The organism is Chryseobacterium sp. W4I1 (assembly GCF_030816115.1).
In the GTDB taxonomy this organism is placed as follows: Bacteria; Bacteroidota; Bacteroidia; order Flavobacteriales; family Weeksellaceae; genus Chryseobacterium.
This window is the reverse complement of the sequence record NZ_JAUSXQ010000001.1, coordinates 3,866,712-3,891,994: the sequence shown is the minus strand read 5'-3', so window position 1 is coordinate 3,891,994 and position 25,283 is coordinate 3,866,712. Positions and strand designations below refer to the sequence as shown.

Annotated in this window: 30 protein-coding genes; 23 read left to right on the top strand and 7 right to left on the bottom strand. The window is 37.5% G+C overall.

Annotation, left to right across the window (positions count from 1 at the left end):
* Positions 1 to 16: 16 nt before the first annotated feature.
* From QF044_RS18110 to QF044_RS18095, 4 genes are all read right to left on the bottom strand, one after another.
* Positions 17 to 2,578, bottom strand: a complete 2,562-nt coding sequence (locus QF044_RS18110) for a tetratricopeptide repeat protein (RefSeq protein ID WP_307270289.1) — start codon at positions 2,576 to 2,578, stop codon at positions 17 to 19.
* 85 nt (positions 2,579 to 2,663) lie between these two features.
* The gene (locus tag QF044_RS18105; protein ID WP_307270287.1) at positions 2,664 to 3,218 is read right to left on the bottom strand and encodes a nucleoside triphosphate pyrophosphatase; all 555 of its coding nucleotides are present in this window, start codon (positions 3,216 to 3,218) and stop codon (positions 2,664 to 2,666) included.
* Positions 3,219 to 3,227: 9 nt separating this feature from the next.
* Positions 3,228 to 3,746, bottom strand: a complete 519-nt coding sequence (locus tag QF044_RS18100; RefSeq protein ID WP_307270285.1) for an HAD family hydrolase — start codon at positions 3,744 to 3,746, stop codon at positions 3,228 to 3,230.
* Positions 3,736 to 4,485, bottom strand: a complete 750-nt coding sequence (locus QF044_RS18095; RefSeq protein ID WP_307270283.1) for a Rossmann-like and DUF2520 domain-containing protein — start codon at positions 4,483 to 4,485, stop codon at positions 3,736 to 3,738. Before QF044_RS18095 ends, QF044_RS18100 begins: the two co-directional genes overlap by 11 nt.
* A 188-nt stretch (positions 4,486 to 4,673) precedes the next feature.
* Here QF044_RS18095 and QF044_RS18090 point away from each other — a divergent pair, with 188 nt between their 5' ends.
* From QF044_RS18090 to lepA, 6 genes are all read left to right on the top strand, one after another.
* Positions 4,674 to 5,225 (top strand): RNA polymerase sigma factor, encoded by a 552-nt coding sequence (locus QF044_RS18090; RefSeq protein ID WP_307270282.1) that lies wholly within the window; start codon positions 4,674 to 4,676, stop codon positions 5,223 to 5,225.
* 17 nt (positions 5,226 to 5,242) lie between these two features.
* Positions 5,243 to 5,776, top strand: coding sequence for a hypothetical protein (locus QF044_RS18085; RefSeq protein ID WP_307270280.1), 534 nt, complete (start codon positions 5,243 to 5,245; stop codon positions 5,774 to 5,776).
* 5 nt (positions 5,777 to 5,781) lie between these two features.
* Positions 5,782 to 6,303 (top strand): hypothetical protein, encoded by a 522-nt coding sequence (locus QF044_RS18080; protein ID WP_307270277.1) that lies wholly within the window; start codon positions 5,782 to 5,784, stop codon positions 6,301 to 6,303.
* A gap of 105 nt (positions 6,304 to 6,408) precedes the next feature.
* On the top strand, positions 6,409 to 7,440 hold the full coding sequence (locus QF044_RS18075; protein WP_307270276.1) for a hypothetical protein: 1,032 nt from the start codon (positions 6,409 to 6,411) through the stop codon (positions 7,438 to 7,440).
* A gap of 146 nt (positions 7,441 to 7,586) precedes the next feature.
* Positions 7,587 to 8,612 carry a hypothetical protein gene (locus tag QF044_RS18070; protein ID WP_307270274.1) on the top strand — a complete coding sequence of 342 codons (1,026 nt, stop codon included), beginning with the start codon at positions 7,587 to 7,589 and terminating at the stop codon, positions 8,610 to 8,612.
* Positions 8,613 to 8,683: 71 nt separating this feature from the next.
* Complete coding sequence (lepA, locus tag QF044_RS18065; protein ID WP_307270271.1) at positions 8,684 to 10,480, top strand: translation elongation factor 4; 1,797 nt, start codon at positions 8,684 to 8,686, stop codon at positions 10,478 to 10,480.
* A gap of 39 nt (positions 10,481 to 10,519) precedes the next feature.
* Here lepA and QF044_RS18060 read toward each other — a convergent pair whose 3' ends face one another.
* Together QF044_RS18060 and QF044_RS18055 are read right to left on the bottom strand one after the other, a co-directional pair.
* Complete coding sequence (locus QF044_RS18060; protein WP_034724485.1) at positions 10,520 to 10,729, bottom strand: hypothetical protein; 210 nt, start codon at positions 10,727 to 10,729, stop codon at positions 10,520 to 10,522.
* Positions 10,730 to 10,827: 98 nt separating this feature from the next.
* Positions 10,828 to 11,460, bottom strand: coding sequence for a DUF1579 domain-containing protein (locus QF044_RS18055; RefSeq protein WP_307270268.1), 633 nt, complete (start codon positions 11,458 to 11,460; stop codon positions 10,828 to 10,830).
* A 121-nt stretch (positions 11,461 to 11,581) separates the two neighbouring features.
* On the opposite strand from QF044_RS18055, the gene QF044_RS18050 reads away from it, so the two are divergent.
* From QF044_RS18050 to QF044_RS17970, 17 genes are all read left to right on the top strand, one after another.
* On the top strand, positions 11,582 to 12,259 hold the full coding sequence (locus tag QF044_RS18050) for an NUDIX domain-containing protein (RefSeq protein ID WP_034724489.1): 678 nt from the start codon (positions 11,582 to 11,584) through the stop codon (positions 12,257 to 12,259).
* Between the two features lie 264 nt (positions 12,260 to 12,523).
* On the top strand, positions 12,524 to 13,066 hold the full coding sequence (locus QF044_RS18045; protein WP_307270266.1) for an NADAR family protein: 543 nt from the start codon (positions 12,524 to 12,526) through the stop codon (positions 13,064 to 13,066).
* A 30-nt stretch (positions 13,067 to 13,096) separates the two neighbouring features.
* Positions 13,097 to 13,645, top strand: a complete 549-nt coding sequence (locus QF044_RS18040) for a 2OG-Fe(II) oxygenase (protein ID WP_307270264.1) — start codon at positions 13,097 to 13,099, stop codon at positions 13,643 to 13,645.
* Between the two features lie 69 nt (positions 13,646 to 13,714).
* A complete protein-coding gene (locus tag QF044_RS18035; RefSeq protein WP_307270261.1) occupies positions 13,715 to 14,050 on the top strand; it encodes a hypothetical protein in 336 nt (111 codons plus the stop codon).
* 2 nt (positions 14,051 to 14,052) lie between these two features.
* Entirely contained in the window at positions 14,053 to 14,907 is an 855-nt protein-coding gene (locus tag QF044_RS18030; RefSeq protein WP_307270259.1) for a hypothetical protein, read from the top strand.
* A gap of 3 nt (positions 14,908 to 14,910) precedes the next feature.
* Positions 14,911 to 15,981, top strand: coding sequence for an adenylosuccinate synthetase (locus QF044_RS18025; protein WP_307270255.1), 1,071 nt, complete (start codon positions 14,911 to 14,913; stop codon positions 15,979 to 15,981).
* Positions 15,982 to 16,033: 52 nt separating this feature from the next.
* The gene (locus tag QF044_RS18020; protein WP_307270253.1) at positions 16,034 to 16,630 is read left to right on the top strand and encodes a DUF4291 domain-containing protein; all 597 of its coding nucleotides are present in this window, start codon (positions 16,034 to 16,036) and stop codon (positions 16,628 to 16,630) included.
* A 49-nt stretch (positions 16,631 to 16,679) separates the two neighbouring features.
* Positions 16,680 to 17,153, top strand: a complete 474-nt coding sequence (locus QF044_RS18015; protein WP_307270250.1) for a macro domain-containing protein — start codon at positions 16,680 to 16,682, stop codon at positions 17,151 to 17,153.
* An 80-nt stretch (positions 17,154 to 17,233) separates the two neighbouring features.
* Positions 17,234 to 17,875, top strand: a complete 642-nt coding sequence (locus QF044_RS18010) for a DUF4291 domain-containing protein (RefSeq protein WP_307270247.1) — start codon at positions 17,234 to 17,236, stop codon at positions 17,873 to 17,875.
* 5 nt (positions 17,876 to 17,880) lie between these two features.
* Positions 17,881 to 18,387 (top strand): O-acetyl-ADP-ribose deacetylase, encoded by a 507-nt coding sequence (locus QF044_RS18005; protein ID WP_307270244.1) that lies wholly within the window; start codon positions 17,881 to 17,883, stop codon positions 18,385 to 18,387.
* 5 nt (positions 18,388 to 18,392) lie between these two features.
* The gene (locus QF044_RS18000; protein WP_307270241.1) at positions 18,393 to 19,079 is read left to right on the top strand and encodes an NAD-dependent deacylase; all 687 of its coding nucleotides are present in this window, start codon (positions 18,393 to 18,395) and stop codon (positions 19,077 to 19,079) included.
* Positions 19,079 to 20,044, top strand: a complete 966-nt coding sequence (locus tag QF044_RS17995) for an ADP-ribosylglycohydrolase family protein (protein WP_307270239.1) — start codon at positions 19,079 to 19,081, stop codon at positions 20,042 to 20,044. The genes QF044_RS18000 and QF044_RS17995 overlap by 1 nt, the downstream gene beginning before the upstream one ends.
* A gap of 12 nt (positions 20,045 to 20,056) precedes the next feature.
* The gene (locus QF044_RS17990; RefSeq protein WP_307270236.1) at positions 20,057 to 20,599 is read left to right on the top strand and encodes an RNA 2'-phosphotransferase; all 543 of its coding nucleotides are present in this window, start codon (positions 20,057 to 20,059) and stop codon (positions 20,597 to 20,599) included.
* 1 nt (position 20,600) lies between these two features.
* Entirely contained in the window at positions 20,601 to 21,356 is a 756-nt protein-coding gene (locus QF044_RS17985) for a metallophosphoesterase family protein (RefSeq protein ID WP_307270234.1), read from the top strand.
* 298 nt (positions 21,357 to 21,654) lie between these two features.
* Positions 21,655 to 23,379: a hypothetical protein gene (locus QF044_RS17980; RefSeq protein ID WP_307270232.1), complete on the top strand. Its 1,725-nt coding sequence runs from the start codon at positions 21,655 to 21,657 to the stop codon at positions 23,377 to 23,379.
* A gap of 140 nt (positions 23,380 to 23,519) precedes the next feature.
* Positions 23,520 to 23,801 (top strand): hypothetical protein, encoded by a 282-nt coding sequence (locus QF044_RS17975; RefSeq protein WP_307270229.1) that lies wholly within the window; start codon positions 23,520 to 23,522, stop codon positions 23,799 to 23,801.
* Positions 23,791 to 24,201 (top strand): hypothetical protein, encoded by a 411-nt coding sequence (locus tag QF044_RS17970; protein ID WP_307270228.1) that lies wholly within the window; start codon positions 23,791 to 23,793, stop codon positions 24,199 to 24,201. The genes QF044_RS17975 and QF044_RS17970 overlap by 11 nt, the downstream gene beginning before the upstream one ends.
* 35 nt (positions 24,202 to 24,236) lie before the next feature.
* Here the strand turns inward: QF044_RS17970 and QF044_RS17965 are convergent, their stop codons facing one another.
* Positions 24,237 to 25,118, bottom strand: coding sequence for a cupin-like domain-containing protein (locus tag QF044_RS17965; RefSeq protein ID WP_307270225.1), 882 nt, complete (start codon positions 25,116 to 25,118; stop codon positions 24,237 to 24,239).
* Positions 25,119 to 25,283: the final 165 nt, after the last annotated feature.

Here is a 25,283-nt window from a genome sequence, read left to right as displayed (position 1 = left end):
TCTTCGCTTTTCTTTTTTATTTTGACATCTCAGGAGGGCCATCAGGAATACTATTCTTGGGCCTTTTTGATTTTTGGTTTGATTTTTTAGGATCAACCTCTATATTTTGTACAGACTGCTGAAGCTGGCTGTTCAGATCATTTCCGGGTGGATTCTGTGGAATACCGTTATTTTTATTCTGTACAGGCTGTACGGGGGCTCCCGGCTGTTGTGGAAGAGTATTTCCCTTATTGTCTGTAGCCTGAAAAGAAAGTTCACTTTTCAGATAATTCAGCATTTCCTTAGCCTTTATACCTTCCGGTGTTTTGGAATAATTTAAAGCTATTTGTTCAAGCTGTAGGATCATGACTTCTTTTCCGCTCATTTTACCTGTATTAAAAGCATTTAATAGCTGAAATTTTGGGATTAGGGCATCTTTGGGATACTTTTGTATAGTCTGGTCTATAATATCCCGGCTATCAGCAAATTTCTCAGATTCATATAGAGCGTATGCTTTTTTATACTCATTTTCAACATCTGCAGAAGACTTTACAAATGAGTTATTTTTAGGATTTCTTGCAAATTCTGCATAAGAAGTATAAGGATAATCCGCCAAAAGAATCTGTTTCGCTCTTTCTGACGCCTGCGGATTCTTCTGATAATTCATGGCAAATATTTCATAGAGAGCCTGAAGCATTACTTTTTCCTCAGGTTTTACATCAACAAGATCATATAAAGTTTTTGTGGCTAAAGGAGTATTCGTAAAATAGTTCTGGTACATCACGCCCAAGCCAAGAGAAGCGGTATCCCTGTCTTTCTTTAATTGCCCCAATTTTTCCTGATCAGTAGGGATTTGCTCAATATAGTAGGTTGCTTCAAAACGTCTCGGGTTAGGAGCAGAAGTTACTCCCAGAGCTTCATTTTTCATGTCTTCAATAGTGGCCATTTTTTTAGAATAACGCCAGTTGTCAGACAGTGCCCTGTCTCCCCAAATCTGTTTAAACGAAGAAGTTCCTTTACTAATCGTTCCCGTATTACTGAAATAAAAGCCTTTCGTGGTAACCCCGAAATCTTCAAAAGAATTGGCATTATTGGCAAATATAGAATTGGCACTGTAATCTCCACCATCAAAACCTTTGCTTCTTTCTGCCCGTCTTCTCTCCTGCTCTTCTCTTTCTTCCTTCGCTTTCAGTTTAGCGATATATTTTGTGAAAAAGTCAGTTTTCTGAGGTTCACTCATCTTCGCTAAAGAAAGAATACTGTCATTCTTCTTGATCAGATAATAGTTTTTGGAGATCTTCTTGATATATCCGGATTGATCCTTTAAAAGAATTTTTGAAGGTTCATAGGTCATCACCGCAAGCGCAGAATCATAATAAGTTCCGGCGCCGATGTAGTCGTTTTTTTCAAGATAGCTCTTCCCTATTTCGTAATAAGTAAGGCCTCTCACCTGGGGATCAGAAACTTTCTCAAATAATGATTTCCTGAAAAACTGCTGAGCTTCATCCTGCTTGCCTGCCTTATTGGCCATTAAACCTAAAGCATAATAAAATTCATTCTTTCTGGAGCCGTAAGTTCCTTTTTTACTGATCCCTTCAAGATAATTTTTCGCCCCGTTATAATCTCCTTTCCCATTGAAAGTCTTGGCAATAGCAATTTGGGATTTTACTTCAAATTCAAAATCGTTGGCATATTTATAAGCCTGTGTAAAGCTTTCACGGGCTTTGTCATTTTGGCCCAGGTTTTCAGAAACCTGACCTCTTAGATAAGCAATTCTGCTCTTTAGTTTACGGTCAGAATTCAGTTCAAAAGCCCGGTCAAGTTCAGTAGCTGCTTCCTCTTTTTTTCCTGCATCCAGAAGAGATTCAGCATAATAAATGCTCAATAGTTTTGCATAGCTTTTATTAATATCCTCCCCTTTCAGCTTGGCAAAAGTTTCATGGGCTTTATGATAATCTTCAATCTTCGCATAAGCAACGCCCTGGTAAATTCTTGCCAAAGGAAGTCTTTTATCATCCTTCATGTGAGTGAAAACATAATTCAGTGCATCAAGAGCCTGTACCGCTTTATTTTGGTAGATTCTCGACTGTACAAGGATCATGTAAGCATCGAAAATTTTCTTATTTTTTTCTTCGCCGCTTCTGATAACGGAATATTTGGTGATTGCTTTTTGAGCTTTTGCTTCAGCAATTTCTAAAGTAGTTGCCCCCTTGTTCTGTAGGTCATCTGGATTTTCGGGAGAATTTCCATTAGCAGGCTTACCTGGTGGCATTCCGGGCATTCCCCTTCCTGAAGATGGAGCGTTTACTTCAGCCATTTTCATAGAATTTTCGGCGAAAGCAGCAGATTGCCCCAGATCACTTCCCAGAGGCTGGTCTTCAAAAGTAAGAATAGGAATGTAAGGTGCATAAAAATTGTCTTTATGTCCCTTATCTCTACTCGTGAACTCACTGTTTAACGCGTCTTTAGCATTAAAAAGGGTATTATAGTAGGTGTTGAATCCTTTCATGAATTTTGAACGCTGTTCCGGCTTTTTGATCTTAGTAGCACAGGAAGCAACGAGACACATGATTAGAAGAAATAAAATATTCTTTTTCATTATTCAATATAACTCTCTTATCTGCTTTTTATTATCAGCAGTTGATGATTTTGTAAAAATAACAAAATTTTGTAATGAATAAGATTTATATTTCCTTCAAAATTTTGTAAACCAAATGGGTAGGAAGCCCCATGATTGTATAAAAGCTTCCGCTCAGCTTTCTGATCTTTGCCATACCCAGCCATTCCTGAATGCCATAGCTTCCTGCTTTATCAAAAGGTTTATAATTCTGAACATAATAATCTATTTCATCATCGGTAATTTCATCAAATTCTACATCTGCCACATCGGTTTCTGTAATGGTTTTATCAGTGGTTTTTATACTGATTCCGGTGTACACCTGATGCGTTTTCCCGGAAAGCATTCGGAGCATCTGTCTGGCATCCTTCTCATCTTTTGGCTTTCCAAGGATTTGTCCATCTGCTGCCACGACAGTATCAGCAGTCAATAAAACTTCATCAGCAGTTAATTCTCTGAATGCCCTTGCCTTTAGTTCAGAAAGATAGGCTGCGGCTTCTCCTATTTTGATATGCTCAGGAAGAATTTCTTCACAGTCTATTTTCACCACTTCAAAATCAAAGCCTAAGTTAGTAAGCAGTTCTTTTCTCCTCGGTGACTGGGATGCTAAAAGTAATTTCATAAAAAGAGTTTATACAGATTGGGTATTATCATCATGCCAGTTCCCCTGAACCTTCATTACCTGCTCTATGACGTCACGTACCGCACCGCTTCCGCCTTTTTTGGTAGAAATGTAATTCGATATGCCTTTCACTTCAGGAACGGCATTTTCGGGGCACGCAGCAATTGCAGAGTTTTCCATAATATGGATATCCGGAAGATCATCACCCATCGTAAGGATCTCTTCATTTTTAAGATTATATTTCTTTTTAAAATCTTCAAAATCAGCCATCTTATTGTGGGATTTTGGATAATAATCATCTATTCCGAGATAATTGATTCTGTGTTTCACCATATCATCATTTCCGCCCGTAATGACACCTATTAAATAATTGTTTTTTAATGCTTTAACAACAGCGTATCCGTCCAGGACATTCATTACCCTGCACATATTTCCTCCGGGCATCAGATACACACTTCCATCCGTAAATACTCCGTCTACATCAAACACAAACGCTTTAATATCTTTTAATTTCTCTTTATAACTCATACATTTTCTGAATAGAATGATTCATTGTCTTATAAATTTCAAGACTTTCGTCTTTTAATAACTGCTCATGTAATTCCAGCACTCTTACATCATTTCTTACTGCCGGTCCTGTTTGGGCATCCTTAGGTTCAATTTCATGAATTTTCTTCACTGTTTCATCAATAAGAGGCAGAAAATAACTAAAAGGAATTTCCTGCGAATCAGAAATCTCTTTGGCTCTTGCAAAAAGATGATTAACGAAATTGCAGGCAAAAACAGCTGTAAGATGAATATATTTTCTCTTTTCGTGGTTGCTTTCCATTACATTTTGTGAAATTTTGGAAGCAAGATCAAAAAGAATCTCCTTATCCCTTTCATTTTCAGTTTCTATGAAAAATGGGATCTTTTCGTAATCAAGCTCTTTCGATTTTGAAAAAGTCTGCAAAGGATAAAAGCTTGATTTTCTGTATTCCCCCGATAGAATTTCTTTGGGAAGAGATCCTGAAGTGTGGGCAACCAGTGCGTCCTTTTTGGTGATAACCTTAGATACATTTTCCACAGAAGCATCACTTACACAGATGATGTACAGATCCGCATCCTCCAGATGTTCCGTAGAATATGGGACATCCAGTTCTTGAGAGATTTTCTTCAGTTCTTCTCCATTTCTGCCAAAAATCTGCAGCAATGGAATTTTTTTAAGACTGAAAGCTTTTGCCATATGGTAGGCCACATTTCCGGAACCTATGATTACAATTTGCATCTAACAAAGATAAGATTTTAAAGGAAGATGGAAGAAAGAAGCCTGAAGTTTATAAGCAGCCCCCTATTCCCTACTGCTTAAGGCTCACAGCATAAACATCTGATATTATTTTAAATATTTGGACTGAAAATTGAATAAGTAATTTAACTTTCGGTTATTTTTGTAATCCAAAACAGTGAAAGCATCTTATGAAGATTAAGGACGCGGAAATTATTTCGTTGATGCAGAATCCACGGACCCAGGAAAAAGGGGTACGTGCCTTGATGGATGCTTATCAGAGCAGGTTGTACTGGCATATCAGAAGAATTATTGTAGATGGAGATCTTGCCCAGGATACGCTGCAGGAGACATTTATTAAAGCTTATCAGAATTTTCACCAGTTCAAAAATGACAGCCAGCTGTATACCTGGCTTTACAGGATTGCCACCAACGAGGCATTACAGCAGGTCAACAAGATGAAGAAAATGCAGAAGACGGATGAAGATCCGGAGTATTATATGCAGAATCTGGTAGCAGACAATACAGCAGGAGATGCTGAAGAAATACAGCTGCTGCTCCAAAACGCTATACAAAGCCTGCCTGAAAAGCAGAAACTGGTATTTATGATGCGGTATTATGATGATCTGCCTTATGAAGAGATATCTAAAATTGTAGATATGTCTGTAGGGACTTTAAAGACGAATTATCATTATGCCAAACAGAAAATAGAAGAATTTATTAAAGAAAATTACGAAAAATAATTTTTGACCCACCCAAGATGAAAGAGTTCGACATAGAAAAACTAGAACGAAAGAATATTTACAAAGTTCCGGATGATTTGTTTCAAAACATCCAGGACAACGTAATGAACGAAGTGAAAACAGAGAAAAAAGTACCTGTTTTCAAGCTTAACTGGATGTATGCCGCAGCGGCATCACTGGTTTTGATATTCGGGGCAACGTATGTTTTTAATTCTGACAACGATCCGGCAAAAGACATGTTGAATCCTCAGTCATATGCTTCCAATATGCAGAAGCCTAAAACAGAAAGTGAACGTGCTTATGAAACGCTGGAAGCAGATTTAACTTCTGTTGAAAATAATAATCAAACAGTTGCAAATCAGTCGACTAAACCGGTTTCATATACTCCAGAGAAAGGAAATGAAAATGTAACGGAACGAAAGCCTGTGAAAGCAACCTCTAAAAAAGAAGATACTAAAATGAATGAATATCTGGATTCCTTTTCTAACTCTGAAATATCAGAACTGGCAAGCAATTCTACCCAGGACGTTTATTTAGATTTATATAATTAAGAAAGATGAAAAAGATATTATTTACGTTTTTTATTATTTATGGTTTTGGTCTGAATGCACAAAATGCCCAGACTACAGATTATGACTGGAAAAAGATGGACCCTAAACAAAGAAAAGAGGTAATCAACAATCTTTCTCCGGAAGAAAGAAAAGAGCTTCTCAAGAAATTCAGAAATAATATGGTGTTGGAAAGTCTTGAAATTGATGCCAATGATAAAACAGAATTTACACAGCTATATAATGAATATCTTGAAAATCAGAAACAGATAAAAGGTCAGTTTGATCCTCATTTTAATCCTGAAACTTTATCGGATGATGAAGCCAAGGCAAAGCTCCAGCAGAGCTTTGAAGTAGGGCAAAAGCTGTTAGATAATAGAAAGAGGTATGCTGATAAAATGCAGCAGGTAATTCCCTGCCAGAAAGTATTAAAACTGTTCCAGTCAGAGGGTATGATGAGAGATAAAATGAATGAAAGAAAACCTCACAGCGGGCATGATAACACGGCAAGGCCCAAACAAAACCCATAATAGTTTATTTTTTTAATGTTGGACGGCTCTTACAGACAATTGTTTGTGAGAGCCGTTTAGTTTTAAAGCAAATTCATATTTTTACGGACGAATTAAAAAAAACAAATGAAAAAAAAATTATTATTTCTATTATTCTCTAACTTTATTTTTGCTCAAAAAGAGCAGTTTATAGACCTGAGACAGAACATAAAAGATAAAAAACATTTTGCAAAATCTCTTACTTTGCTAGACAGGAGGGAAGATAAAAACATAGGAATAGTTTCTCACAGAAAAGAACCTTTTGAAGTAAAGTTTGAAAAAGATGATTTGGAAAAATTATTTTCTGATTGGTTTGTAGAAGATAATAAGGTACAGGGAAATATTCAATATTATCTTGTGCTGGAAAATTTAAAAGTTAATGATATACCAACTGAAAGATCCGTTATGGGACATCTTGAATTGAAAATCTCTACCTTTTTAAAAAGAAATGATCATTATTATTTTTTGAAAAAACGGACCATTTCAAAAGATTATCCACAGAAAGATCATGCCTATATTACAAGAGCTATAGCGGCTAGAATATCATCAGAATTAGCCAATATTATCAAAGATTCATACACTGAAACCGGACTCAATAGTCCTATTTTAGAAACCGATCTTGGAAATTATGAAAAAATAATACCTGAAAACTTATCAGTTTATAGTTCTGAAACTTTTACGGACGGTGTTTATAAAGATTATAAATCATTTGCTGAACAAAAACCGGATAAAGAATTTGCAGTAAAAAAGAATAAAGATGGTGTAATTAGAGGCGTGAAAAGAGTCGATGGTTACGATAATCTTGGTAAAGATGTTTATGCAATTATTGATAACGGAATTGCTTATAAAAAAACACCCGTAAGTATTATCGAAATTGAAAAAGATAATGACGGAATTTTCATAATGGCATCTCAGGAAGAAATTTTTCCACAGTATAACAGTACTCCTGTTATTGTAGGAGCAGGTGCTGCCGGTGTTATTGGAGGTTTGGTTGCTGCTGTAGTAATAGATATTGCTGCTGCAAAAATCCGCAAAAAGAATGAAGCGTATTACAGAATAGGAATTGATAAACTTACGGGAGAATATATTTTACCCGAAAATTTCGTTAAACCTAGATAAGACATAGCGATAAACGCTCTGATGTGGTTTTGAAACTTCTGATTTATGACTTTTCTGAAGAATAAAAATATATTGAATGTAATTTTGATATGAAGAGAGATAGAATGTCTCTCTTTTTTATCTTTACAAATAAAACAAAAAACAAAATGAGAAAAATAGTATTCTTCCTGTTATTTTCAATGGCTTTATCTGCCCAAAAAAAAGAAATTATTGAACTTAATCAGAATATTAAAGATAAAAAAGGCCTTACCAAATCCTTAACTTTCATAGATAACCGGAATGATAAAACTATTGGGACTATTACCGGTAAAAAAGGCACATCAGACATAAATTTTGCTGATGGAGATTTAAAAAATCAATTCGAAACCTGGTTTTCAAAGGATAATACAGTAAAAGGGAATAATGATATTACTTTAATTCTGGAAGATCTGAAGGCTTATAACGAGCAGGATCCGGGGCAACAAGAAGCCTTTGGAAAAGTAAGGATTAAAATATCAAGCTTTCTGAAAAGAAATGATAGATATTACTTTATCACCCGTTTTGAAAATGTGATCGTTTCAGATCCGAAAAAGACAGGGGATATGCCGAAATTTTTAGCTCAGCAGATCTCCGAGGTGTTCTCAGAATTTATTAAAGGCTCTTATTCCGGGACTGTTTTAGGGGTTATGATTCCTGAAAATGAATTGGGCAATTACAGTCCTTATCTCAATAAAAATTTTAAAGCTTATAATGAGCCTCAACTGGCAGATGGTGTTTATAAAAATTTTAAAAGTTTCTACGATCAGAAGCCGGAGCCAGGTTATTCTATTGTTAAAAATAAAAAAGGAAGACTGATGAATGTGAAATACAAAGATCTTTCAGTTCCGCTCAGTGAAGTTTTCTGTTATGTAGATTCCGGAAAAGCATACCGCGGTATACCTTCAGGATTTGTAGAAATGGTAAAAGGAAATAAAGGATTTTATATCATTTCATCAAGAGCACAGCTTTCCGTTCAAAAGATGACGGGAGGAATGATGGTAGGAGCACTCGCCGGCGGTGTAGTCGGAGCACTTGTCGGAGGGGCTCTTGATCCGGGAACATCTCACACGGCGGCAATAACCGGTGCAAAGACGACAACATCTTCGAAGGTATATATAGATTCTTTAACAGGCGCTTACGTCTTCGAAAAATAAATTTCACACGGAAAATTAAAGAGAGATAATCTCCTGCATTTTTTTATCTTTGCAAATTACAACGTTCTTAAATGAAAAACATACGAAATTTTTGCATAATCGCTCATATTGACCACGGTAAAAGTACTTTGGCAGACCGTCTTTTAGAGTACACCAATACGGTTACTCAGAGAGAACTGCAGTCTCAGACCTTGGATGATATGGATTTGGAGAAAGAACGTGGGATTACCATCAAGTCTCACGCGATCCAGATGGATTATGAGTATAAAGGAGAAAAATATATCTTAAACCTTATCGATACCCCGGGACACGTAGACTTCTCTTACGAAGTTTCCCGTTCTATTGCTGCTTGTGAAGGAGCACTTCTTATTGTAGATGCAGCACAGAGTATCCAGGCACAGACCATCAGTAATCTTTATTTAGCATTAGAAAATGACTTGGAAATTATTCCAATTCTTAATAAAATAGATCTTCCATCTGCAAATCCAGAAGAAGTTACCGACGAAATTATGGGACTTTTAGGATGCAAATATGAAGATGTTCTTAGAGTTTCAGGAAAAACAGGGGAGGGAGTTCATGATTTGCTTGAGCAGATTGTCAACAGAATTCCTGCTCCGGTTGGAGATCCTAAAGCACCACTGCAGGCCCTTATTTTTGACTCAGTTTACAACCCGTTCAGAGGAATTGAAGCGTATTTCAAAGTAGTCAACGGAAGTATTTCTAAAAACGAGAAAATAAAATTTTTCGCTACAGGAAAAGAATATGGCGCTGATGAAGTAGGAACTTTGAAACTGAAACAGGTTCCGAAAAAGACCATTGAATGTGGTGATGTAGGCTATATTATTTCAGGAATTAAAGACGCAAGAGAAGTAAAAGTAGGGGATACCATTACCTCTTTTGTAAATCCTGCTGATTCGGCAATCGATGGTTTTGAAGAAGTAAAACCAATGGTATTTGCGGGAATTTATCCTATTGAATCTGAAGATTTTGAAGAATTAAGATTCTCACTTGAAAAATTAAGACTGAATGATGCTTCACTGGTTTTCGAGCCGGAAAGTTCTGCCGCACTTGGCTTTGGTTTCCGTTGCGGATTCCTAGGAATGCTTCACATGGAAATTGTTCAAGAGCGTCTTGACAGAGAGTTTGATATGAACGTTATTACCACAGTACCCAACGTTTCATACCATGGATATTCTAAAAAAGAACCTGACACTCCAATTTTGATCAATAACCCGTCAGAAATGATGGACCCAAGTATTTTAGATAGAGTAGAAGAGCCTTTTATTAAAGCTTCTATCATTACTAAGTCAGATTTTGTAGGTCCAGTAATGACACTTTGTATTGAAAAAAGAGGAGAGATTGTTAACCAGAGTTATTTAACGGCAGACAGGGTAGAATTAACATTCAATATGCCTTTGGCAGAAGTTGTTTTCGACTTTTATGACCGTCTGAAATCTATTTCCAAAGGATATGCGTCATTCGATTATTCTCCGATAGGAATGCGTTCTTCCAAATTGGTTAAAATGGATATCCTGATCAACGGAGACATGGTAGATGCCCTTTCTTCACTGATTCACGACAGTAATGCTTACTATATCGGTAAAAAGATGTGTGAGAAACTTCGTGAACTGATCCCGAGACAGCAGTTTGATATTGCAGTTCAGGCAGCACTGGGAGCGAAAGTGATCGCCAGAGAAACCATCAAAGCCTTAAGAAAAGACGTTACCGCAAAATGTTACGGTGGAGATATCTCCAGAAAACGTAAACTTCTTGAAAAGCAGAAAGAAGGTAAAAAGAAAATGAAGCAGATTGGTAGAGTAGAAGTACCGCAATCAGCGTTCATGGCTGTATTAAAACTAAACGATTAATATAAAAAAGACCGGTAATTTCTACCGGTCTTTTATTTTTCAGAAAGTTCGTTGTTTCTCCGTGAGATTGGCTTGTATCACCAATGCACCGAGGCCAAGAATCACTTCGGCAATGCCTAATGTTCTAATAAGATTGATCCCGCATACGAGACATTCAGGTTCCGGGAAAGGCTTTTTCCCGACAACGATGATCAAAACTCCTCCTATGATAATAATGACCACGATAAAGGCTCTTAATAATGTTTTCATGATGGTATAAATTTTTATTTTCTATACCAAAGTTGAGCATATCTGCCTTCAAATCTATAAGGAAAATCACTGTTTCAAACAAGGGATTTCTCCGGTTTTTATTTATTTCTCGTGAATTTTATTTCTATGCTTTTGTGTTCTTTTCCTGTTTTAGAGTCGGGGCCGTACATTTCCATGGTGTGGTTATTATCGTCAGTAAATAGGTATACTTCTCTGAAATCACATTCTTTTCCGGGTCTTGCAGGATCAGCCATTTTTCCTTTGAATTCAAGGGACTTTTTAGCAGCATCCCAGTCACCCTCTGCATGCATAATACCCGTTCCCATATTATCTATCCAGGTGCTTACAAACTTTTTCTTTGCATTATCATAGCCTATCAGGCTCATTCCTTCAAAAGGCATTCCCATAAAACTTCCTTTGTAATTGCTTTGCTGATAACGTCCTCCGAAGATCATTTTATTGGTACATTCAGCCTGACTGGTCGCGGGTTTTCCATCCGATTCCATCCATATGGTTGAAGATCCTGTCCAGTTTCCGTCATATTTTGCCAGCATTTTGTGAAGCTCTCCGGGGGTAGCGTAGTCCATCCACGCTTTCATGGCAGCAGCAGAATCTACAGGTTTCCATTCGGTTGAATCCATTTTTGAGGAACTTTTTTCTGTCACGGGTTTTCCTTTCTCACAGGCAGTAAGAAGAAAAACAATTGAAAATAATAACAATAGATTTTTCATAATTAGTTAATTTTAAATGAGTTAATGTGAAATAAAGTTAGTTAGTTTTATTATGCAGTCAATTGTTTTTTTGATGTCATTTATAAATTGTACCTTTGTGTATTCATAACGCAAATTAACTATGCAGGCAATAAAAGTTGCGGTAGACGCCGTCATTTTCGGGTACTTTGATAAGCAGGATCTTCAGCTCCTATTAATCAAAAGAAAGATAGAGCCCTTCAAAGGAGGCTGGGCGCTTCCCGGCGGTCTCGTTCTGGATGATGAAAACCTGGATGATGCGGTTAAAAGAGAATTGCACGAAGAAGCAGGCATAAAGCCCGATTTTCTGGAACAACTCTATACTTTTGGCAACGTAGGCCGCGATCCGAGAAACAGAGTGGTTTCCGTGGCTTATTTGGGCCTTGTGAACCCTTCCTATCATGAACTCTTTGCCGATTCTGATGCCGAAGACGCACAGTGGTTCAGTGTAAATAAACTTCCCAAACTGGCTTTTGATCATCAGAGTATTATTGATATTGCGTTAAAAAGACTTCGTACCAAGATCCAATACCAGCCAATCGGCTTTAATCTTCTCAATGAAGAATTTCCTTTTTCAGACCTTGAAAATTTGTACAGAACCATCGTCGGACGTGAAATAGACCGAAGAAATTTCCGTAAAAAAATCATGAGCTATGGCCTGCTTAATGAAACCAACAACGTTAAAAAAGAAGGCAGCGGAAGACCCGGAAAACTGTTCACATTCAATCAGGAGAAATATGAAGAACTGGAAAAAGAAGGCTTCTATTTCGAAATCAAATAATCTTTACTCAAACCGAATCAAGTTTAGATTTACATCAAAAACCTCCCTTTTTATCATTTAAAACAACATAACTAAAATTTTAGTTTGTTGTATATTGGTGTTATTTGTGAAAACATTAGTGTCATTTGTGTTTAAAAAAACAATCAAAACAATTAAATTTTAATATTGATAATCAATGTTTTAAATATTTAGTGTTAAAATAACGCAAATATAATTTGGCTGTAATATGATATTGTTTTACATTTGCGTAATAATAACACAATCATGAAATACACCTTACCAAATATTATTGAAAAATTTCAGAGAAAAGAGAAACTTGAATTTCTATTCTTCTGGGGGCACACTGTAAAACATGAGATCACCAAATCATGCTTCAGTCAATGGTTTCCTATTCAGTTTGAAGAAAACGGAACTTTTTATAAAACTGCCGAACATTATATGATGGCCGGAAAAGCAAAACTGTTTAATGATCAGGAAATCTTACGGAAAGTTTTAAAATCCGAAACGCCTAATGAAGCTAAAAGCTTAGGAAGAAAAGTGAAGAATTTTGACCCGAAACTTTGGGACGAACATAAATATGAAATCGTAAAGAGCGCCAATCTTTTGAAATTCTCACAAAATCTAAAGTTTCAGAATTTTCTGTTGGCAACTGATGATAAGATTTTAGTAGAAGCCAGTCCTTATGACAAAATCTGGGGAATCGGAATGCTGGAAACAGATACCAGAGCTCTTGATCCAAAACTTTGGGATGGTGAAAATCTGCTGGGATTTGCTTTAATGGAAGTAAGAGACGAATTGAGAAGGTAAAAACACAGCCACTAAACACAAAATAGTATTATGGAAAAGATAGAACTTCACCCACAGATCTTTCTGATCGAAGATTTTCTGACTTCCGCTGCCTGTGATGAATATATCGCAATGGCTCAGGAAAAGGTATTTGAAGAAGCGAAGATCAATATGAATGGCCGCCAGATGATGAGCAAAGGGATTCGGAACAATGATCGACTGATGGTTTTTGATAACGAGTTAGCAGAAGATCTTTTCAAAAAAGCAGCAGAATTTCTTCCTCAGGAACATGAGAACTATAAACTTCAGAATTTTAATGAAATGTTGAGGGTTTATAAATATTCTCCCGGACAGCGGTTCAAAATGCACAGGGACGGAAGCTATATCCGGAATGAAAATGAAAAAAGTTTCTATACGTTCATGATCTATCTGAATGACGATTTTGAAGGCGGAGAAACTGAATTTGAAAACCTGTTCACCGTAGCTCCTAAAAAAGGATCAGCATTGGTTTTTTATCATCCGGTAAGACATGAAGGGAAAACCCTGATGAGCGGAAATAAATACGTTTTGAGAACGGATGTGATGTATTCCAATGAGTAGTAATCTTTAAAAGGATAAGCATAACTATGCCTTTTTTAATTAGCGTAAAAACAACACAAAACAATAAAAATGGAAGAAGAACTAAAACCGAGATTCATCGAGTCATTACAGAGAAACAATGACCAGATCAGAGAAGACCGTGCACGTACCATTGGAGCAGATTCCGAATTGATCTACAGGCGCAGGGTGGAAGACATTGAACTGAAAATAAAGCGGCTGGAGCGTGAGCAGGAAGGCCTCATCGATATCAGCCCTTTAGACAGGAACAGCTTGACATTTGCTGATTTTCAGCCGGAAGCATTTGTTCAGAAAGATTTAGAATATTCATTAACAATCAGAAATTTAAATATTCAGCTGGAAGTCGCCGTAAAGAGATTTGAATATTTATTCGGTAAAACATTTTAGTTATGGGAAGTACAAGATACGATATGGATGCTCGTTTTGACAGAGCAAGAAAAGCAGGTTACGGAACTAAATCCGCAGGTGAAATTTTCACTCAGAATGCAGAAAGAAGCGCTCATGAATCTATGAACCCTAACGGAATTTCTTTTAGAGAATCGAGAGATTCTTCCGTACACCCGAACTCTGTTCCTATCATTTTAGGATTGGATGTGACGGGAAGTATGGGACATATTCCGCACGAACTTATTAAAGAAGGACTTCCTAAGTTAATGGGAGGAATTATCCAGGGAGGTGTTCCGGATCCGGCGCTTTTATTTTTAGGAATCGGAGACCATGAATGTGACGCCTTTCCTTTGCAGGTCGGGCAGTTTGAATCAGGAGATGAGGAACTGGATATGTGGCTGACCCGTACTTATATTGAATCCGGTGGTGGTGGAAATGCAGGAGAAAGTTATCTGTTGGCGTGGTATTTTGCCGCTTTCCATACGAGAACCGATGCATTTGAAAAGAGAAACCAGAAAGGGATTTTGTTTACGGTAGGTGATGAGCCTTGCTTAAAAACACTTCCGGCATCCGCGATCAGGGAAATTATGGGAGCGGGACAGCATACTTACACACATTTTGAGTTACTGGAAGAAGCGAAAAAGCGATACGAGGTGTATCACATCAATGTTCTGCATTCTGATCAGGCGATGAGAGCAAATAGTGGCTGGAAGGAATTATTAGGACAAAACTGTTTATCAATAGTTGATCACAGAGACATTCCAAATGTTATAAAAGTAGTCATCTGTGACCGGTTTAAAAATGAAACGTTCAGACCAGCAGAAGGAGGCGGATTGGATCATATTCAAATGTTTTAAGTCATGAAAAAGGCACAAATAGTAATAGGCTTGGGTTTTGGTGATGAAGGAAAGGGAATCACTACAGATTTTCTCGCGCAACAAAACCCTGAGTCTGTTGTCATCAGGTTTTCAGGAGGGCAGCAGGCAGCGCATACGGTAATGATTGATGGTAAAAAGCACATTCATTCCAGTTTTGCGAGTGGAGCCCTGCGTGGGTTGCCGTCTTATTTTACGGAACATTGCACCATTCATCCTGTATTTTTATTCAATGAAAGAAAGGAATTAATGGAGAAAAACGGAAATACAGAACTGCATATTCATCCGCTGGCGAAAGTCACCACTCCGTTTGATGTCTGGCAAAACAGGACCAATGCAAAAATCCTGAAGCACGGAACTTGTGGAAAAGGAATCGGAGCAACGATGAAAAGACATGAAAGCCCGTACAAACTATTTGCAGCCGATTTAATAGCTCCAAGATCAATGCTGATCGAAAAATTGAAAGGAATAGCCTATTACTACGGCTTTATGGATGGAAATCAGCTGGAAGAAGCGATGCATGATTTCTTAAATGCGGTAGATCAGATCGATTGGAAAATAGATGATTATAACTACCTGAATTCATTTGAAAACCTCATTTTTGAAGGCAGCCAGGGAATTCTTCTGGATATGGATCACGGCGTATTTCCGAATGTGACTTACGCGAATACCACTTCGAAAAATGCTTTTGAGATCTGCAGGCTTTTGAAAATAGAGGTTATTGAGATGTATTATGTGACCAGAAATTACTCAACCCGTCACGGAAGTGGCTGGATGAGCGGTGAAAAGGAAGTACTCCTGAAGAATAATGAAGAGGAAACTTGTGTCTTTAATGATTATCAGAAAGAGCTCCGTTTTGGAGAACTGGATTATGATCTGCTGAATTATGCCCTTCTTTTGGATGGCGCTTATGGTTCAGCCACACAAAAGAACCTGGTTGTTACGTGTCTTGATCAGACCGAAGAGCAATTTAAAATAGAAAAATTAAAAACAAAATTTAATAAAGTCTACGGATCCTATTCTCCGTTTTCAAAAGACTTTAAACCAATTTTTTAAATCAAATAATGGTTTTATATTTAATGGCAGAAAGGAGCCGAATACCAATACGATGATGAAAGAATTTGAAATAAGAGCAGATTACAGCAGAGATACGATTGTGATATACCAGTCATACAATGAGCAGATTGCAAAATCTGCCGTGATGAATCAGAAGTTTTCTGCTCCTTTTTCATTTAACAGGATGACGTGGATCAAGCCTTCCTTTCTATGGATGATGGAACGGAGTAATTACGGACAAAAATCCGGGCAAGAATGTACGCTGGCCATCCATATCAAAAGAGAAGCGTGGGAAAAAGCGCTAAGCAAAGCCATTTTAACTTCTCCTGAAAAAAGGGTATATCCCAATCCGGGAAACTGGGAAAAAGACTTTGAAAAGGCTGAGATTTATGTACAGTGGGATCCGGAAAGGAATATTAAAGGGAATAAACTGGAATACCGTTCCATTCAGGTAGGCATCAGCCGGTATCTGATTGAAGAATTTAATAATGAATGGATCGTTAAAATTGAAGATTATACGCCTTTGGTCAAAAAAATCTTAAATTTTACCAAATCAGGAGCATATGATAAAGCAAAAAAATTATTACCCATTGAAAAATTGTATCCATTGCCAGCTGAACTGGCTCATAAAATAGGAGCGATTATTTAAAAACAAAAACTATGAAAACAATACCTCTTGACTTAAAGCTAAAGAACGAATGAAAGAGATACACTATTTAAAAGGAGACGCGACCAATCCTCAATCCGAAGGAAATAAGATTATCGTCCATATCTGTAATGATATTGGCGGTTGGGGAAAAGGTTTTGTAATGGCGATTTCTAAAAGATGGAAACAGCCAGAGAAAGAGTATAGGGAATGGTTTAAGAGCGGAGAGAGGTTTGGTCTTGGAGAAATCCAGATGGTTCAGGTTGAAAAGGATATTTGGGTTTGCAATATGATTAGTCAGCATAAAATTATAACCAACTCCAACGGAATCCCACCGATCAGATACGAAGCTGTAGAAAAATGTTTGGAAAAACTAGCTCTTGACGCTTTAAAACTTAATGCAGAAGTACATATGCCGAGAATTGGCTGTGGCTTAGCAGGAGGAAAATGGGACGAGATAGAACCCATTATTGAAGAAACATTAGTCAGAAATAGTATCCCGGTATATGTTTATGACTTTGAATAATATAAAAATAAATTTAAAAGGGTGGTTTTTGCAGTCTTGACTAAAAATGAAGAGATGCTAAAGCTGTTCGAAACCATATCATGAAAATTAAATTAAAAAAATATAAAGAACAACTACAGGATTGGCCTCAAAAAGGCTATCACATCATGGCTCAATATGATGAAGATAAAATAATTGTCTATCAGTCTTACCGTAAGGAAATTGGAGTTTTTGCGTTTGAAAATCAATATTTTGGAGGAAAATTTAGTCTGGAAAGAATGACATGGATAAAACCTAATTTCCTTTGGATGATGTATCGAAACGGATGGGGAAATAAAGAAGGCCAAGAATATGTCTTGGCGATTCATCTAAAAATGTCTGCTTTTAAAAGGTATTTGGAGAATGCAGTCTATTCTACTTATAATGATAGATTAGAAGTTTCCCGTGAAGAATGGCAGGATCAGGTGAAAGAATCTTCTGTGCGATTACAATGGGACCCGGATCATGATCCTTTTGGGAATAAGCTGGAGAGAAGAGCCATACAAATCGGTTTAAGAAATGAATTTATACGTTCTTTTGCTAGGGAAGACATTTTGTTAATTGAAGATATTTCAGATTTTGTAAAAGAGCAGTACAAGTTTGTTTTAAAGGATGATTTGGACAATCTGATTATTCCTGAGGAAAAACCGCTGTTATTTGATCAGGAAAGTTTAAATGAAAAGCTAAGATTAGATGAAAACTAATTGCCATGAAAATTGAATTGATAAAAGGAGACATCACAAAAATCCAAGCAGACGCTATCGTCAACGCAGCCAATTCATCACTGCTAGGCGGCGGTGGAGTAGATGGAGCTATTCATCGTGCTGGAGGAAAGCAGATTCTTGAAGAATGTATCCAGATCAGGAACAGGCAGGGAAAATGCAGAACTGGAGAAGCTGTGGTTACATCAGCGGGAAATCTTCCGGCAAAGTATGTGATTCACACGGTAGGACCTGTTTGGAACGGAGAAGAAGATAAAAGCTCAAAGCTTTTGGAAGACTCTTATAGAAATTCCTTACAACTGGCGGAAAGTTTGGGGATTAAAACCATTGCTTTTCCCAACATCAGTACGGGAATTTATAAGTTTCCAAAAGAACTGGCCGGAAAAATTGCCGTAGAAACAATAAAAAATTTTCAGTCAGATAGCATTGAGAAAGTTATTTTTGTCTGCTTTGATGATGACAATGAAAAAATTTACAAAAAATTATTAGATTAAAACAAATGAAAAAACTAACCATATTAAGCGGTGCAGGAATCAGCGCCGAAAGTGGAATAAAGACATTCAGAGACGGAGATGGTCTTTGGGAAAATCATAATATAACCGATGTAGCCAGTCCAGAAGGATGGCGAAAAGACAGGGAGCTGGTGCTGGAATTTTACAACCAGAGAAGAAGACAGCTTCATGAAGTCGAGCCTAATGAAGCTCATCGATTGGTCGCAGAACTGGAAAAATATTTTGATGTTCAGATCATTACCCAAAATATAGATGACCTGCATGAAAGAGCGGGATCTACGAATGTTCTTCATATTCATGGAGAATTGTTCAAGTCTTGCTCGTGCAACAATAAAAACCTGATCTATGAGGAAAAAGGAGACATCAAGATTGGTGACAAAGCGGAAGATGGCGCTCAGTTAAGACCATTTATCGTGTGGTTTGGTGAAGATGTTCCTTTGTACAAAACAGCACAGGAAAAGGTAAAAGAAGCGGATATTCTTGTGGTAATCGGAACTTCTCTGCAAGTATATCCTGCGGCAGGGCTGATTCATGAGATCAAAGACGACAGCCTGCTGGTAGTCATCAATCCCAACGAAACCGGATTTGGGTATGGACAAAGAGCTGTAGTGATGAAAGAATCCGCAACTAAAGGAATGAAATTGCTGTTTGAGAAACTTGTCAATTTAGCATAATGGAAAACATTGTTAAAGCCGGAATTTTTGGAGTGTGCATCGGTGATGCGCTCGGGGTTCCTGTAGAGTTCAGGAGCAGAGAGCAATTAAAACGTTCACCCGTGACAAAAATGAGAGCTTTAGGAACACATCATCAACCAGCCGGAACATGGAGTGATGATGGTTCTTTGACTTTGTGTCTTGCAGATAGTCTTTGTAGTGGATATAATTTGGAAGATATGGCTCTGAAATTCCTTCAATGGTACAATGCTGAAATCTGGACTCCTCATGGAAGGGTTTTTGACATTGGTATTGCTACCTCACAAGCCATTCACAGAATTAGTAAAGGGGTATCGCCTACTTTATGTGGAGGAAATTCAGAGTTCGATAATGGAAACGGTTCTTTAATGAGGATCATGCCATTATTATTTTATATTAGGGATTTCCCTATTGAGAAGCGGTTTGATATTACAAAGGATGTTTCCTCTATTACTCACGGGCATATCCGTTCTGCCTTGGCTTGTTTTATTTATTTGGAATTGGCTGTAGAAATTTTGAAAGGAAAAGATAAGTGGGAGGCGTACAGAACAATGCAGGAAAAAGTTAGAAACTTTTTAGATCATAATCCTATTTGTTCCCAAAATGAAATGGATAAATTTCACCGGATTTTAGAATTAAAAGTAGGAGAATATGACGTAGCTCCATTATATACTTTGCAGGAAGAGGAAATAAGTTCTTCCGGTTACGTCCTCCACAGTTTAGAAGCCTCTCTTTGGTGTTTTCTCAACTCCGAAATCTATGCCGAAGCAGTATTAAAGGCAGTGAATTTAGGAGAAGATACAGATACCACGGGAGCTATCACCGGAGGACTTGCAGGGATCTATTATGGATTTGAAAATATTCCGGAAGCATGGGTTTCCGAACTAGTAAGAAAAGATGATATTGAAGTTTTATGTGAAAAGCTTCAGAAAAAATTAATGAATTAAAGACAAAAAACCATGAACGAAATAGAAAACAAAAGAATAAGCAAATTTCTAAGCCTTATTCTGAGACATCAACCCGAGACTATTCAGCTGACACTGGATGAAAACGGTTGGGCAGAAGTGAATGAACTGATTACAAAATCTGCAAAAGGCAGGATGCATTTCAGCTTCGAAGAGCTGGAAGAAGTGGTGGAAACCAATAATAAAAAGCGCTTTGCTTTTAATGAAGACAAAACCAGGATCAGAGCCAGTCAGGGACATTCCATTGATATAGATCTGGCCTTGAAAGCTGCACAGCCACCTGATTTCCTGTATCACGGAACCGCAGAATCGAATATTTCTTCTATTTTGGGCGGCGGAATCGAAAAAAGAGCCAGACAGCATGTTCATCTGAGTGCAGACAAAGAAACAGCAACCAAAGTAGGAATGCGGCACGGAAAACCGGTTATTCTGACCATCAGAACCAAAGAAATGCATGAAGACGGAATTCTTTTCTATCTTTCGGCCAACAAGGTCTGGCTGACAGATTTTGTGGATGCAAAATACATTTCAAAGTAAAATGGGGAGAACATTAGTAATCGGGGACATTCACGGAGGTTTTAAGGCCTTACAGCAGGTTTTTGAACGGGCAGGAGTTACAGCAGAAGATCAGTTTATTTTTCTGGGAGATTATGTGGATGGGTGGAGCGAATCTTCTCAGGTCATCCGTTTTTTGATGGAGCTTTCCAAAAAACAGGAATGCATCTTCATCAAGGGAAACCATGATACCTGGTGTGAAGACTGGCTGTCACTGGGAGAAGGTCCTGATGTATGGCTGTTCAATGGCGGAAAAAGCACGGTTGACAGTTACAATGACTATTCACTGGAAGATCTGGAACTCCATCTTGAATTTTTCCAGCGGATGAAAAGCTATCATGTAGATGATAAAAACCGTCTGTTTATTCATGCAGGATATTCCTCCATGCACGGCCCTGAAAAAGAAGTCTATTCCAGCAATTACCGTTGGGACAGAACCCTTTGGGAAACCGCAGTCGCAATGGACAAGAAATTGGAAAGAAACTCACAACTCTACCCGAAAAGGCTGCTTTTATACAATGAGATATTTATCGGGCATACGCCCACAATAGACATCGGAATTAAACATCCTGCCCATAAAGCCAACGTATGGAATATGGATACCGGAGCCGCTTTTACGGGAGCTTTATCTATGATGGATGTCAATACCAAAGGATTCTGGCAGAGTGATCCGCTTCCATCCCTGTACCCTGATGAAAAGGGCAGGAATAATGACATCATAGGAAATAAAGCCTTATGAAAATAAATCAGAACTTATCAACATACTCCAACCTTATAGGTTTCCAAAACCTATAAGATTTTAATCCATAAAAAGCTCAACATAAATAGCTGTTTTCCAAAGATTAAGCATATTTTCAAACAGCATATTATCCAAAGGAAATTTTCTGTTTTCTTGCGCCTTTTAAAAACATAATCAGGATCAAAAACCTTTCGCCCTTGCGATAATTCAACCTCACGGGACAGAGCCTAACAAATCCGTAATTTCCCTTTCCCACCCAAATCATATTAAGTAATTTTGAAGTCCAAAAACTGCTTCAATGAAACTGAAATATCTCTTAATATTCCTAAGCACATCCTTATTTTTAGCCCAAAACTCATTTCAGACTCCTTTTGAAAAAGGAAACGGAAACCAAACGGTGACCTATGATGAAATGAACAGCTACTATCAGAACCTGGCTAAAAGTTTTAATACCATTCAATACCTTAAAAAAGGAGAAGACGATAATGGAAAGCCTATTTATGTCGTTATTTACAATCCTTTTCCTGAAAAAGATCTTGATAAACTGAGAAAAGATAAAGCTGTTTTATTTGTAAACAACGGAATTCACCCGGGTGAGCCGGACGGAATAGATGCCACCATGATGCTTATGAGGGATCTTGCTACAGGAAAGATAAAAACGCCGCAAAACTTTATTGTGACTGCCATTTCTGCCTATAATGTGAGCGGAATGCTTAACAGGGGCTCTTTCTCCCGAGCCAATCAAAGTGGGCCGGAACAGTATGGTTTCAGAGGAAATGCCAGAAACTATGACTTGAACAGGGATTTCATTAAAGCAGATTCAAAGAATGCCAGAAGTTTTCAGACCATTTATCAGTGGCTGCAGCCGGATGTTTTTATAGACAACCATGTGAGTAATGGAGCTGATTATCAGTATACTTTCACCTATATTTCTACCTTTAAAGAACGTCTTGGAAATACATTAGGCGCTTACTTTTACAATGATTATCAGGCCAAAAATCTTGAAGCGATGAAGAAGTTAGGTTATGAAAGCACGCCTTATGTAAATATTCATGGAGATGTTCCTGATGAAGGATTTGCCGCTTTTGAAGATTCCCCAAGATATTCGACAGGATATACCTCTCTTTTTAATTCTTTGGGAACGGTTCCTGAAACCCATATGCTGAAGCCTTATGACAAAAGAGTGGATGCTACCTACAAATATATGCTGGTCAACCTCCAGAATTTAGACAAAGATTATAGAAAAGTAAAACAGCTACGTCTGGATAACTTAAAGCAGTACAAGGCCGGATTGCAGTACGGAATCCGCTGGAAAATAGATTCTACAAAGTTCTCTACCATGGATTTTAAAGGGTATGAAGGAAGTTATAAACCAAGCGATATTTCCGGAAAACCAAGGCTATATTACGACAGAAACAAACCTTTTACCAGGAAGATCAAACTGTTTATGACAGCCGTTCCTACTGGATATATCACGATTCCTAAATACTACGTGGTTCCACAGTCCCAGTATCGTGTCATTGAAGAACTGCAAAGAAATAAAATCCGGATGACTGTTCTTAAAAAAGACAGCACGGCAACCGTTGAGTCTTATAAGATCAAAGATTTTAAAACCGTTAAAAACCCTTACGAAGGACATTATCTTCATTACGATACAAGTGTGGAAACAGCCAAAAAAAATCAAACTTTCTTAGCAGGAGATTATGTAATTCCAACGGATCAGCCTGGTGTAAAATATGTCATTGAAACACTTGAACCTGAGGCTTTAGACTCATTTTTTAACTGGAATTTTTTTGATGGAATTTTTGCTCAGAAAGAATATTATTCAGCCTATATTTTTGAAGACACGGCATCAGAATTATTGAAGACCGATAAAAAATTAAAAGAGTCTTTTGAGGCTAAAAAAGCATCAGATAAAAAATTTGAAAACGATGGAACCGCCCAGCTGGACTGGATCTACCGGAATTCTCCCTACTTTGAAGAAAAAACGTTCAGACAATATCCGGTTTACAGAATATTATAATCCTTAATTTATAAGTTAAATTGTTGATATTCAGTATTTAATTTTAAGTGTTTTCACCTGTAAACAATGGGTGTTTTTCCTTATGTATTTTGGTCTCCTTCTGCCGAAATTTGCTTTATAAACCAATAAAAACTATAGTTATGGCCACTAAAAAGCAATTTTTCGTTTCACTGGAAGGCGTAGATCTTACAGATGAGCAGTTGAAAAACATCGACAGAGGAATTCAGAGCGTTGTTCTTTCCGAACTATCAAAGATTGACAATACCCAGGCTTTTGGAGCTCACCGGGATTTCAAAGGTTTGATTAGACCGCTGAAAATTAAAGACTGGTTTCCTTGGGGAATCATTATTTTCAAACCGGGGATTGATATCCATAGCCAGGTTAAAGACATTCAGGCTCAAATAAAAAATTATGGAGGCTGATTCCCGTTCTTCAAAAAAGAGGTGTCCCAGTTATGTAGGAAAAGTTGGGGCACAGCTTTTTGGGGTAGTCGGCAAAGACGGGAAGGTACAGTTCATAACACCTCTTACTGTCACAGAAGATTTCCTGGATCAGAATCAGAATAAAAACAGTCTCGAACAGAGATTCCGTTTTACCGGAAAGTGCGTAGAAAAAGGCTGTGCACAGTGGAACGCTAAAGAATCCAAATGTTCCTTATCTCAAAAAGTTCAGAATCTGGACACCCATAAGGAAAAAGAGTTGTTCTTTTGCCCGATCCGGTCTCAGTGCAGATGGTTTTCCCAGGATGGAAAAGAAGCCTGTTTTTCGTGTAATGAGGTCACGAGAAATATGGAAGAACTTCTTGTAAGTACCCAACAATAAAAAAGACGCTTCAATGTGAAACGTCTTTTTTGTCTTTATTTTGGTAAGCCTCTTTTTAGGGCCATTTCTGCGGTCTTAACGGCTGCTTTTTCTTTCCAGTCCATATATTTAGTCTTAAAATTAGACTTCATAATATCATCAAATTTACGCTGTACAGTCAGGTTCCATAAAGAGTGAGCTTTCACTGCCCAGGACTTGTCCCATGCTCTGAGAGAAATAGAGAAACTTCCGTCCAGATATTTCATCCAGTGCCACCATCCGGTAGGCATGAAAAGCGTATCCCCGTGCTCAAGGAAACATTCAATTCCTTCTACACCGTCCAGGGCAGGGTATTTTTCAAAATCAGGATTATCAATGTCATAGTCTTCCAGCGCGTATGTTGCGTACGGTAGCCTGTAAAGTCTTTCTTTCCATTTATATTCAAACAGCTTCACATGCTTTCTTCCGTTGAAATGCGTATGGAAAATATGCGCCATATCAATATCAAAGTGAAGGAAAGTCACAGAACTTTTCCCACCAAAAAACATGGAAGGATATTTATCAAGAAAACCACCCATAAGTTCTTTTGGAGCAATAAAGTCATCCATCAATTTACCGGCGTGTTTTATCGGGTCAAAAAAGAAAATTCTCAGATCGGTAGGCTCTCTTTGGATAAGATCTATATAATCTCCGAACTTCATTTTTGTAGTGGGCGTATTGATGGGAGCTGCGGGATCGGCCTTTTTTGAATCATATAGAGGAACTTCTACATCACCTACCACTTCCTTTACATAATCCATCGTCCATTTTTGATAGGCGGGCCATTTTTTTGCCATGTTTTTAATGACAACGGGCCTTCTGGGCTTTAGATATTTTTCCATAAACTCTTCCTGAGTAATATCATCTACAACATCTATAGGCTTTAAAATAATTCCCATTATATAAATTTTATGTTACAAAATTATTAAATAAATACATATGAATCAGTGTTTAAGTTTTTTTTAATCTATGATTCAAATCAACTTTAACGATTAGACTAAATAGAAATAAGAAAATTATTCCTTTCGGCAAATCTTAGTCATTTCCTCGTAATAAGTCAATAT

Bases quoted from the DNA above. Each gene is read 5' to 3' on its own strand.
- QF044_RS18110 (WP_307270289.1), bottom strand. From the start codon at position 2,578: ATGAAAAAGAATATTTTATTTCTTCTAATCATGTGTCTCGTTGCTTCC.
- QF044_RS18105 (WP_307270287.1), bottom strand. From the start codon at position 3,218: ATGAAATTACTTTTAGCATCCCAGTCACCGAGGAGAAAAGAACTGCTT.
- QF044_RS18100 (WP_307270285.1), bottom strand. From the start codon at position 3,746: ATGAGTTATAAAGAGAAATTAAAAGATATTAAAGCGTTTGTGTTTGAT.
- QF044_RS18095 (WP_307270283.1), bottom strand. From the start codon at position 4,485: ATGCAAATTGTAATCATAGGTTCCGGAAATGTGGCCTACCATATGGCA.
- QF044_RS18090 (WP_307270282.1), top strand. From the start codon at position 4,674: ATGAAGATTAAGGACGCGGAAATTATTTCGTTGATGCAGAATCCACGG.
- QF044_RS18085 (WP_307270280.1), top strand. From the start codon at position 5,243: ATGAAAGAGTTCGACATAGAAAAACTAGAACGAAAGAATATTTACAAA.
- QF044_RS18080 (WP_307270277.1), top strand. From the start codon at position 5,782: ATGAAAAAGATATTATTTACGTTTTTTATTATTTATGGTTTTGGTCTG.
- QF044_RS18075 (WP_307270276.1), top strand. From the start codon at position 6,409: ATGAAAAAAAAATTATTATTTCTATTATTCTCTAACTTTATTTTTGCT.
- QF044_RS18070 (WP_307270274.1), top strand. From the start codon at position 7,587: ATGAGAAAAATAGTATTCTTCCTGTTATTTTCAATGGCTTTATCTGCC.
- lepA (WP_307270271.1), top strand. From the start codon at position 8,684: ATGAAAAACATACGAAATTTTTGCATAATCGCTCATATTGACCACGGT.
- QF044_RS18060 (WP_034724485.1), bottom strand. From the start codon at position 10,729: ATGAAAACATTATTAAGAGCCTTTATCGTGGTCATTATTATCATAGGA.
- QF044_RS18055 (WP_307270268.1), bottom strand. From the start codon at position 11,460: ATGAAAAATCTATTGTTATTATTTTCAATTGTTTTTCTTCTTACTGCC.
- QF044_RS18050 (WP_034724489.1), top strand. From the start codon at position 11,582: ATGCAGGCAATAAAAGTTGCGGTAGACGCCGTCATTTTCGGGTACTTT.
- QF044_RS18045 (WP_307270266.1), top strand. From the start codon at position 12,524: ATGAAATACACCTTACCAAATATTATTGAAAAATTTCAGAGAAAAGAG.
- QF044_RS18040 (WP_307270264.1), top strand. From the start codon at position 13,097: ATGGAAAAGATAGAACTTCACCCACAGATCTTTCTGATCGAAGATTTT.
- QF044_RS18035 (WP_307270261.1), top strand. From the start codon at position 13,715: ATGGAAGAAGAACTAAAACCGAGATTCATCGAGTCATTACAGAGAAAC.
- QF044_RS18030 (WP_307270259.1), top strand. From the start codon at position 14,053: ATGGGAAGTACAAGATACGATATGGATGCTCGTTTTGACAGAGCAAGA.
- QF044_RS18025 (WP_307270255.1), top strand. From the start codon at position 14,911: ATGAAAAAGGCACAAATAGTAATAGGCTTGGGTTTTGGTGATGAAGGA.
- QF044_RS18020 (WP_307270253.1), top strand. From the start codon at position 16,034: ATGATGAAAGAATTTGAAATAAGAGCAGATTACAGCAGAGATACGATT.
- QF044_RS18015 (WP_307270250.1), top strand. From the start codon at position 16,680: ATGAAAGAGATACACTATTTAAAAGGAGACGCGACCAATCCTCAATCC.
- QF044_RS18010 (WP_307270247.1), top strand. From the start codon at position 17,234: ATGAAAATTAAATTAAAAAAATATAAAGAACAACTACAGGATTGGCCT.
- QF044_RS18005 (WP_307270244.1), top strand. From the start codon at position 17,881: ATGAAAATTGAATTGATAAAAGGAGACATCACAAAAATCCAAGCAGAC.
- QF044_RS18000 (WP_307270241.1), top strand. From the start codon at position 18,393: ATGAAAAAACTAACCATATTAAGCGGTGCAGGAATCAGCGCCGAAAGT.
- QF044_RS17995 (WP_307270239.1), top strand. From the start codon at position 19,079: ATGGAAAACATTGTTAAAGCCGGAATTTTTGGAGTGTGCATCGGTGAT.
- QF044_RS17990 (WP_307270236.1), top strand. From the start codon at position 20,057: ATGAACGAAATAGAAAACAAAAGAATAAGCAAATTTCTAAGCCTTATT.
- QF044_RS17985 (WP_307270234.1), top strand. From the start codon at position 20,601: ATGGGGAGAACATTAGTAATCGGGGACATTCACGGAGGTTTTAAGGCC.
- QF044_RS17980 (WP_307270232.1), top strand. From the start codon at position 21,655: ATGAAACTGAAATATCTCTTAATATTCCTAAGCACATCCTTATTTTTA.
- QF044_RS17975 (WP_307270229.1), top strand. From the start codon at position 23,520: ATGGCCACTAAAAAGCAATTTTTCGTTTCACTGGAAGGCGTAGATCTT.
- QF044_RS17970 (WP_307270228.1), top strand. From the start codon at position 23,791: ATGGAGGCTGATTCCCGTTCTTCAAAAAAGAGGTGTCCCAGTTATGTA.
- QF044_RS17965 (WP_307270225.1), bottom strand. From the start codon at position 25,118: ATGGGAATTATTTTAAAGCCTATAGATGTTGTAGATGATATTACTCAG.